The organism is Terriglobia bacterium (assembly GCA_036496425.1).
Lineage (GTDB): Bacteria > Acidobacteriota > Terriglobia > 20CM-2-55-15 > 20CM-2-55-15 > 20CM-2-55-15.
In genome coordinates this window covers 1-10348 of the sequence record DASXLG010000332.1, presented here as the reverse complement: position 1 = coordinate 10348, position 10348 = coordinate 1, and the positions used below count along the sequence as shown (strand labels likewise).

Below are 10348 nucleotides of genomic sequence, written 5' to 3'. Positions count from 1 at the left end.
GATGGCGGCCGCGTCCTTCGGGCTATCGCCTGGCGAATCACCCGGAACATTGTCCGCGCAACGCGAATTGCGGCGAGCACTGGAGAGTTCATCGGAGTTGCGCTGATTGTGTATGGATTCCTCAGGGTGCTCACGGGCGCCGGATTTGGAGGTCTCTGGCTTGCGTTTATCGGCTGGTTTCTCACGCAGGCCGCCTCACCAGCTACGCCAATGTTCAGGCGTCGGTAGTACTTTCAGGCGTGCACGTCAGGGATGTCATGTCCCGGGAGTGTCCCGTAATCGACGGCAATCTGAGCCTCCGGACGTTAGCGGAAGAATTCTTCCTGCGCACGGGACGGCGCTGTTTTCTCGTTCTGGAGAGCGGCCGCCAATCGGGACTTATCACGGTCCACGAATTGAAACGCGTGGAGCGCGAGCGCTGGCCATTGATGACGGTCTCGCAGGTTGCAATTCCACTCAATCGCATTCACAGCGTTTCTCCGGATGCGGAGGTCGCACAAGCAATGGACATCATGGTTCGTGAAAACATCAACCAGTTACCTGTGATCTCGAACGGCGAACTGGCAGGTGTGATAACTCGGCGCGGTGTTCTTCAGTTCCTCAAGGCACATGGCGGAGTTGAAGGCTGCCTGACGGCCGTTCTGCCGCAATACACGCGCAGCGTTTCTGTCCCGACTCGATTACCGCCGGCCTCCTTCATGCCCGTGTTCACGATGGCCTCCATGTTCGCCGTGTTCGGCGTGGCCGCGCTCGAATCCGTGCTCATGGTGCTCGTGATCTGAACCCAACCCAAACGAAAATGCAGGTCCTCCAGGACCCCATCCAAACGAGAAGCCCGGCGTGTCGTAATAGCCGTAAGGGTAGTAGTCGTCCGGATAGTATGGAGTCACGTCCGGATAGCCATACTCATATTCCGGTGCTGGTTCTGGATACGCTTGGGCCTGCGGTGGCTGCGCATGCAACAGCCAGACTCCGCCGGTCTGGTCATAACATGCCCACCCGCTGGACGACTGATCTACAGCGGTGTACGGCTGCGGCGCGGCACAATTGGGGGACTCGGGTATGCCGTTTTGCAGGAGCGTGACGCCCATGGTCTGCTGGCCGTTAACCACGATCGACTGCGGAATCCGTTGCTGCGGAGCAGCTGTTGCCACATTGACGCCGACAAGACATATGAGTGAGCCGGTCAATAGAAGGCAGAGAAAAAGGTTCCTGTTCATGATCCACCTTCACTGGAAGTTCTACTCCTATTCTAGCTCCGGGTCGGCGCGCGATCTGCGCCGCATAGCGGCGCTCACCTTTCCTGTTTCGATCGTAGGTCGGCAATTTTGCGAAATTTCGTCCTTCAATGCAAATCCGCACCCTCGACGGCTGCTCACCGCTCAAGCGCAAAAGTAAAACATACATAAGGTTCTTAGAGGAGTTCCGCGGCCGGTTCGCAATACTTAACACATTGTGTTTGATTCGCTTATCCTTCAGACGGCGGCAGGCCTTCGAGCCATTCCCATGAAAATAAAACCGCGCTGCAGGCGCTGTCCACCTCCGGAAAACTCGGTTCGACTGAACAACGCATTACGTGTTTCCCCCGCTGCGAAAACGGGCAATTTGATGCTACTGAACCGCAAAAAATCGTGGCGTACCGTTTGGCGCAAAATTAGCACCGTGGCCGGCCTCCAATGCTTGCGGTTTCATGATCTGCGTCATCAGCCATTACTGAACTGGCTGAACCCGGTGCCACCGATTGCACGATTCTGTCTATAGCGGAACATGTTTCGAGGCGGATGCTTGATCACTATTGTCACGTTCGTTTGGCGCCAAAAAAGAAACGTTGGATCTACTGGAGGGCAAACCAAAACGAAAGAAGAGTGCGAAGAAAGCGCAACGACCCAAAGACCTGCAGGTCATAATCGCGTCACAAGACGTGCCTACCGAAGATCTACCACCGCTGCAACTGATGGAAACGATTATGGGCGCGACCGGGATCGGACCGATGACCTCTTGTCCGGCGTCAAGTTTACTTTAGGCCGTTATGGGTTCTGAGCTATGAGTTCCCGGTTTTGAGTCAAGACGGGAACCGGTTTCACTCAAAACTCATCACTCACAACGCAAGAGCTGCGCAACCGTAGCTTCATTGCGCCGATATCAAGGGCGCCAGCCCTTGGCTGGTTAGTCTTGCCAGCCCTTGCTTTGCCGATGTTATTGGAGCATTGCCCTCACTCGTTGCACGCCGCGCGTTTACGCCGCAACCATCTCGCCGGTATGCGCTGTTCCATATCTGAAAAGTCTCAGAGCCACATTGACACGGAGCTATCGCGCATTTATGCTGCCAATTCTTACTCTAGACGATGTCTATGAAACCGTACCAGCTAGGCAGCTTTCCACAGTTGACGCGGAAGTGGAACTACAGAACAGATTTTCGCCTCTCAGTATGCTTCTCGGCTCCTTATGGCCCGTTCTGACATTGGCATAAGAACGCTCACCCTTATATTCACAGCAACTGCGTGGATTTGCGTCAGTTCACACATATTGAAGGCGCAGACCGCGCCGTTCAGGCAATGTCCCGCCGTTGGCGGGGCGACCAGTTGTCAGGCATTGGTTATTGTGTCCGACTCCGGCGTCAGCGTGCTGACTGATGCGAATGCGCCTGCATTCGGGGACGGAGAGGATGCGCTCATAGGCGTTCAGAACAATTCGACTGGACCTGTTTCGTCTATTACGTTGCAGGGAGCCGGACTTTTCGTATTCGATGGAGATGGCCTCTGCGACACGCCGCCCACACCGAATGGATGCCCCTTCGGTCCTACTCATTACGAGGGACCAGGTATATCTTTCAACTCAGCCGATGGAAACACCGGGACAGTGAGCTTCACGCCGGCGCTGGCGCCTGGAGCAAGCGCCTACTTCACGCTGGAGGGTACCCCAGATGTCATTTCAGCGCCGCCCGTCATCACCTCATTGACTCCAGCATCCGCATCCAGTGGCCAGGCGGCATTTACTCTGACCCTCAAGGGGGCTAATTTCGGCGTCGGCGCCACCGTGCTGTGGACCAGTCCTTCGAATCAACCGACAACTCTGATACCCATCAGCGTCTCTACAACACAGATCGCGGTCAATGTAACAGCTGCGCTGGTTGCAAATGCGGAAACCGCGCAGGTGGCGGTGTCCGTAGGCCCTCAGACCTCCGCAAGCGTCAGCTTTCCAATCCTTGGACTGCGGATCATCACGACCCAGCTTCCAGCGGGAGTCCTCGGCAGCCCGTACCCTTCCGCCACACTTCAGGCGGCGAATGGAACACCGCCGTACCTGTGGGGTTGGGGGGCTGGAACTCCTCCCGGTTTATCGCTCGACACCAATACGGGAGCGATTTCGGGAATACCCACCGCCACCGGCACGTACCCGTTTCCCATCAACGTGACGGATGCCAGCAACAAGATCGTTACCGGCGCGCTGACGATCGTGGTGACGCCGCCGCCGGGCACATTCGGGCCCACGAATACAACAACCAACCCAACGGGCTCGTTCGCCGAGCCGGTGAATACCGCAACCGGCAATTATTACTCCGTGCAAACCGATCTCTCTCTCCGCGTTCGAGGCCTCAACTTCGTCTTCAATCGCTACTACAACAGCTTTGATTCCTATAACGGCTCCTTGGGTTTCGGCTGGAGCCACTCTTACAACATTTCACTCACGGTCGATTCCGGCACCGGAATTGTAACAGTCAAGGAAGCTGCCGGCGGCACTCTGACCTTCAACCCGTCCGTCGGAGGCTACACGGCGGCCACACCCGGCTGTTACGACACGCTTGTGAACACCGGCAGTGGCTTCATCCTCATCCGCAAGAACCGGACGAAGATCGCGTTCTCTTCTTCAGGCGCGCTCACTTCCGTTACAGATCGGAATGGAAACCAGCAAACCATGACCCGGTCCGGCGCCGGAGATCTGACCTCCATCACCTATGTCACCGGGCGCTCTGTAACGCTGGCATACGATTCCAGCCACCGGATCACTTCCATAACAGATCCGAGCGGCCGCGCCATTCACTACTCTTATGATCTGAACGGCAACCTTGCTTCCGTGACGGACGCGGCGGGCGGCATCACGCGATACTCCTATGACAGCGCGCACCGAATGACGGCAGCCGTGGATCCGCGAAGTATTACGTATCTTCAAAACACTTTCGACGCCACCGGACGTGTCACCGCACAGGTGAACGGCGTCGGCGCTACCACGCGATTCGCGTATAACACGCCGGCAGCCAGAGTTACGACGATCACCGACGCTAACGGGAATACGCTTCAGCATATTTACGATGGGGCATTGCGGCTGGTTCAGACCATCGACGGGACAGGCGGCAAGACGACGTTTGCATATGACGCGAACAACAACCGGACCAGCATTACAGACGCGAATGGTCATGTCACTACGTTGACCTGGGACGCCGCCGGCAACGCTACCAGTATCAAGGATGCGGCCGGGAACACGACTCAGGTCACATACGACATCAACAGCAATCCCACTCAAATCACCGATCCCGCAGGTCATACAACTGTCCTGACTTACGATCTGCAAAACAATAATCTCGAGACGACGCAGGATGCGGCGGGAACCACGATTTATGCATACGATAGCTTTGGCCAACCTATCGGCATTAGAGATGCTGCAGGCAATTCGACACAGTTTACGTGGGATTCCGTAGGGGACCTCACCCAAGTCATTGATGGAGCCGGCAGAATCCGGTCCATGATTTACGATAATGTGGGACGCCTGACATCCTCCGCCGACCAGCTACAACGCACCACAAAATATCAATACGACAACCTGGATCGCCTTGTAGTCCTAACCGATCCCCTGGGACTGCGCACCGTTTTCAATTGGGACGCCATGCACGACATCACCGGCATTACGGACGCGAACGGCCAGAGCACCGCCTACACTTACGACGGCGTTCACAATCTCGTCCGAGTCACAGATGCATTGGGACAGCAGACGCAATTTGCATTTGACGGAAATAACAACCGCATCACTTATACCAATGCCCGAGGGAAGAACCGCTCCTACACGTTCGACGCCGCCAATCGACTGATCCGAATTACCGATCCGCTCGGCCGGCAGACCTCGAAAACATTCGATGCCGCAGGCAATGCCGTCAGCGTAACCGACGGCAATAAGGCGACAAACGTGTTCACATACGATGCCCTGAACCGGCTGGTCGGAATTCGATATCCGGATGGTAGCTCCGTGTCGCAATCGTTCGACTCCGACGGAAACCGAGTTTCCATCACCGACCGCCGCGGGACCACGGCTTATGTTTATGACGCGGTGAACCGGCTTACCAGGATTACCCGGTTCGACGGCGTATCCATCAGCTACGCTTACGACCCGATCGGACGCCGCACGGCGATCACTTACCCGGATGGACGGAGCCTACTGTATCAATACGACGGAGCTTCCAATGTGACGCAAGTCACCGACTGGAATAATCAGATTACGAGCTACAGCTACGATCAGGCGAACAAACTCGTATCCGTCACGATGCCTGGCCCGTTGACTAGTGAGTTCGGCTACGACGTTGCGAACCGCCTGACGGCTGTGACTACGTTCACCGGCACCATACCGGGACAATCGGTACTCAGCTCATTCGGGTATTCGCTCGATAATGTGGGGAATCGACTTCAAGTCTCGTTCTCCGGACCGACCGCGCCGTTCAACCAGGATCTGCACTCGACTACAAAGTATGCATACGACGCGCTGTATCGCTTGACCTCGGTGACCAACGCGACGGGACAAACGGTTCAATACGATTACGATGCGGTTGGTAACCGGATCAAGGTGACGTCCCCGGCCCAGAGCCTGTTCTATACGTATGACGATGCCGACGAGATGCTGACCGGGGGTGGCAATGCCTACAGTTATGATGGAAACGGGAGCATGATTTCGAAGTTAACGCCGGCCGGAGCGACGGCGTATTCGTGGGATTCGGCCAGGCGTTTGGTTTCGGTCTCGGGGAACGGCGGGAGCGTTCAGTACGACTATGACGGCGACGGAAACCGGTTATCACAGCAGGTTAGCGCCGGAACATATTCCTACATAACAGATCCCGCCCGCGTACCATCGGCCGTCATCAGCGAGCAGGGCCCGGACGGCCCAATCAGTTACCAGTACGGCCGCTCTTTGATCGGACTGAGCAGCGCTTCGGGCACTCAATACACCGGCATCGATGGAATCGGCAGCATCGTGAACGTGGTGAATAGCTCCGGCGCGCTAAAGGGGAACTACGCCTATGATGCATGGGGAACTCTCCAGACGCCCGCTGACCCGCTGGGTACGAAGGAAAAATACAAGTGGGCCGGCGAGGCGTTCGACAGCGCCACAGGGCTCTATTACCTTCGCGCGCGCTACTATGACCCCACAACGGGCCGCTTTCTGTCACAGGACCGGGTGGAAGGGGCCCCCGCCAGTCCGTGGGACAGAAACAGGTACGTTTACGCACGTAATAACCCACTCGGGTTTCGCGATCCTTACGGTTTGTCGGCAGAACCGATTTTTCCTGCCTGGGACCCGACTGCCGAGAACTCAGCATGCCTGCACGTTGGATCCACCCCAATTTGCGGTGGCGGCGTGAATGTCGGCGGCACCGCATATTCAAATGTTGGTAACTTCGCGGTGATCGGCGGAGCCGGCGTCGGGAATTTTGTCGATTCCTACGGCCAGAAGAGCAGCGGCGCATTCGTTCAGGGTGGAGCGTTCGCGGGGAACTCGTCCGTGGTTACGCCGGATGAGGCCGGGAATGTCAATGCGGTGAGCGGAACAGGAGTCAGCTTCGGACTCTCTACCTTCCTTACTAATGCTCACGACGTCTCGGACTTATCGGGCAAATTTGATACCTACATTTTCACTACCGGTATTTTTGAATTTCAATACGCTCGCTCTGGTGATATCTGGGTGATCTCCGGCGGAATCGGCCTTGGCGCAGGGGAGGCACACCTGACGACGAACACGCCGTGTACGTCAGCGCCGAATGGCTGCGAACCGGGGCTGCAGTGAGCGCGAGAATTGTGGTCCTTTTGTTTGTGCTCGTTCCCGGTATAGCTTTTGGCCAGACCACGCTCAACTTTGCAACGCTGCCGAATAATTACTTTATCAATAGCGGCGGCCAGAATATCGGCAGCCACTACCCGGGTGTGACCTTCGGGCCCAATGTGACGGCCCTGAGCGTCTCGCGCTTCGGTGGTTACAATAATGCAGCGTATCCGCCACACGCCGGCGATGTGGTGATCTGGGACCCCGTCGATTCCACCATTACAATCACCTTCGCGTCTACGGTCCAGTCCTTGTCGATGTGGTACACCAGCCTCACTCCAATCGCAGCGCTGGCGTTCGACGTCAACAATCAGCTCGCGGGAGGTGCATCGGGATCAGCGAATACGGATGGCGTTGCGGGTTCGACGTCGCTTCTGGAAATCTCGAATCCCGGTATCAAGACCGTCAAGGTCAGCGGAACAGTGGGGGCGCTGTTTACGCTCAGCGGGCTTACTTATATTCCATCCACCAATTCTTCAACAAATCCCTCACTCAACTTAACCGTATCTCCAGCGAGCCCTTCGCGATTCGGCCAGGCGCTGGCGATCACCGCGACGGCCCAGCCATATACAACGCTAGGTTTGGTGGAGTTTTACGATGGCGGGACGCTCCTCGGTATCGTGCACCTGACGAGTGGGACGGCAACGCTGCCTAACGTCTTTCTTTCACCCGGGACGCACGCTCTCTGGGGTCGAATCACTTTCTTGTCCGCAGCCACTTCACCGCAGATTGTTCACGAGATATTGCCTCTTGTGGGTTCCCCGCCGCAGTTGGCCGGCAGTTACGCCACGGGAGCCGATCCTCAGGCCCTCGCCGCGGCGGATCTCAACAACGATGGCATTCTTGACCTGGTTGTCGCCGATTATGGAAACCTCTCTCAGCCGAATGTCAGCGTGTTTCTGGGAAAGGGCGATGGAACATTTCAGGTTCCCAACACCTTCCAGGCCGGTTCACGCCCTGTAGCTATCGCGATTGGCGATTTCAATCTGGATGGCAAACCCGATCTGGCGGTGTCTAATTACACCGACAGCAATGTCAGCATCTTGCTAGGCAACGGCGACGGCGCCTTTCGAACGGCGGTGAACTACAATACCGGCGGGTTTTCCTTCGGCATTGCAGTCGGTGACTTTAACGCCGATGGATTTCCAGACCTGGCCGTGGCCTGCTACAACGCAGGGAACAACGTCGTGATATTGCTCGGACAAGGGAACGGAACCTTTTCGACAGCCGTCGGTTACGGATCAAATGTAACGAGTTCTCTTCCGACCGGCCTGGCGATCGGCGATTTCAATGGCGATGGAAAGTCGGATGTTGCCGTCGTCGATAACGATACCGGAAAGCTCGGGGTGCTACTGGGAAACGGCAATGGCACTCTTCAAAGCGAGGTAACTTACTCTGTCGGGCTGCAGGCTAGAGCGGTCGCCATCGCCGATTTGAATAACGATGGCGTAGCCGATCTCATCGTAGCCAGCGGAAAGGGTCCCAGAAACAGTCCGATTACCAACACCGTCAGCGTTCTTCTTGGCCTGGGCAACGGGACCTTCTCACCAGCCGTCCAATACGCAGCGGGCGCCGGCCTCACCAGTTTGGCTGTTATGGATCTCGACGGCGATGGCACAGTCGATATTGCGGTGACGAACAGCCTCACCAGCACGGTGAACGTACTATCCGGATACGGTGACGGAACGTTTCAGTCTCCGACTTCATATACCGTGGGAACGAGCCCGTCAGGAATCATCGTGGGTGACCTCAACAACGATGGCAGGACCGACCTGGCAGTAACCAATTCCGTCGACAATACAATAAGCATTCTGTTGAGTTCGCCCGCCGCCGCGCGAGCTATTTCAGAGACGCCAGCCTCGGGCGGAGGAGTGAGCCAGGTATTTGCCGCCTCCTATTACGATGCGTTGGGATATGGTGATATCCAGCAAGTCATGATCATGGTAGCGGGGAATCCGGGCGGAGTTCCGGGATGCACCGCTATGTGGGAACGCATTAGTGGGAACTTCTATCTGAGGGACGACACTGCCCGCAATTGGCTCGGACCGGTTCAGCAAGGCAGCGTCGCGACGGTACAGAACAGCCAGTGTATCTTGAGCGGTATCGGGTCGTCGGGCAGCACTTTTGGCAACACGCTGGACGTGGATTTCGCACTGACTTTTAAGGCGGGCTTCACGGGACTCATGAATACATATCTCAACGTTGTCACCAACACGGGAAGTAGCGGCTGGAAGCAGTTCGGGAGCTGGGGGTTAGGGACTCCGAACAGGAGACGTAGGCAAATTACCAGCCAGTAGTTACGTTGACGCATTCAGGCTATCCGCCACAGTAATCGCACCACAACAACCCCGTGCAATCGAACTCGACAGGGCTCATCACCAATACCCTTGTAACGCCGTCAATTGAACCAGGTTTAGGAACAGTTCCGCACGCATCCCAGTTCAGGGAGTAAGGTCGTTCCGAATCGAAGATTTCCTGCCAGAGGCCGCCGCAAAAGACAACGATTGGAAGATTTGGGTAGGATGATCGCCGGTTGTTTTGGACGGAAAGGCGGTGATTGCGGCCAGTTTTTTCTTGGCACAGAGACAAGCCTGAATCACCGCCGACAGAGACGGTGGTCATTCTACACAGCTTCAGTGTTGCGTCGAGCAACTATGCGCGCGAGGTGAGGGCGCGCCGTCGGTTGAGGATCTTCGGCCGCGATTTTGTTCGCAATGCGGGCAAGTGGCGAGGGATGGCGGACGAGTACGCGTGCAAGGACATGGTCTCTACAGGCGTCAGGTCTGCGGTCTGAGTGCCGGATGGATCGTGATTTGGGTACGGCGGTATTTGTGCCGGGATTGTGGTCACACGATGAGCCGGTTGCCGGATTGGCTACATCCGTGGCGTTGGTATGCGGGGACAGTGATCATCGAAGCATTGTATCGGCATTTGATTTGCAGGAAGCGGCGCGCGCCATCAGTTTGCATTTCGGCGCAGGGGTGGCGAAGAATGGCGCAGCCTGCGGCGATGGCGGGCGCAGTTGTTATGCTCGCCAACATTGTGGGGCTGGTTGGGATCACGGCTCGGAATCCGCGGGCCGGCAGCAGATCGAAAGCAAGGCCAGCAGCATCTGAGCCGGTTGCTGGGTGTAACGCGCCACGATAATTTGCGTCATCGCTGTCAGGGTAATTTGCCTCGAGATTCTCACCCTCAGAACGACGACATCGGATAAGAAGACCAGCCGCGGGATAGGGATACTGGTTTGTATAGGCAGAATGGAGTATCC

The 10348-nt window shown here is 56.6% G+C and carries 6 protein-coding genes; 4 read left to right on the top strand and 2 right to left on the bottom strand.

Annotated elements, in window-relative coordinates; all coding sequences use genetic code 11:
• Positions 1 to 228, top strand: a 228-nt coding sequence (locus VGK48_24165; GenBank protein HEY2384282.1) for a hypothetical protein, incomplete at its 5' end; no start/stop codon positions are given.
• Positions 229 to 257: 29 nt separating this feature from the next.
• Complete coding sequence (locus VGK48_24160; protein HEY2384281.1) at positions 258 to 782, top strand: CBS domain-containing protein; 525 nt, start codon at positions 258 to 260, stop codon at positions 780 to 782.
• On the opposite strand, the gene VGK48_24155 is transcribed toward VGK48_24160, so the two are convergent.
• Complete coding sequence (locus tag VGK48_24155; GenBank protein HEY2384280.1) at positions 681 to 1220, bottom strand: hypothetical protein; 540 nt, start codon at positions 1218 to 1220, stop codon at positions 681 to 683. The two genes, VGK48_24160 and VGK48_24155, sit on opposite strands and share 102 nt — an antisense overlap.
• 1639 nt (positions 1221 to 2859) lie before the next feature.
• Between VGK48_24155 and VGK48_24150 the strand changes: the two genes are divergently transcribed.
• Both VGK48_24150 and VGK48_24145 read left to right on the top strand, forming a co-directional pair.
• The gene (locus tag VGK48_24150) at positions 2860 to 7044 is read left to right on the top strand and encodes an RHS repeat-associated core domain-containing protein (GenBank protein ID HEY2384279.1); all 4185 of its coding nucleotides are present in this window, start codon (positions 2860 to 2862) and stop codon (positions 7042 to 7044) included.
• Positions 7041 to 9377 (top strand): VCBS repeat-containing protein, encoded by a 2337-nt coding sequence (locus VGK48_24145; protein ID HEY2384278.1) that lies wholly within the window; start codon positions 7041 to 7043, stop codon positions 9375 to 9377. Before VGK48_24150 ends, VGK48_24145 begins: the two co-directional genes overlap by 4 nt.
• 761 nt (positions 9378 to 10138) lie before the next feature.
• Here the strand turns inward: VGK48_24145 and VGK48_24140 are convergent.
• Positions 10139 to 10348, bottom strand: a 210-nt coding sequence (locus VGK48_24140; GenBank protein ID HEY2384277.1) for a hypothetical protein, incomplete at its 5' end; no start/stop codon positions are given.

Excerpts from the sequence above, each read along its gene's own strand:
- VGK48_24160 (HEY2384281.1), top strand. The coding sequence starts at position 258 with ATGTCCCGGGAGTGTCCCGTAATCGACGGCAATCTGAGCCTCCGGACG.
- VGK48_24155 (HEY2384280.1), bottom strand. The coding sequence starts at position 1,220 with ATGAACAGGAACCTTTTTCTCTGCCTTCTATTGACCGGCTCACTCATA.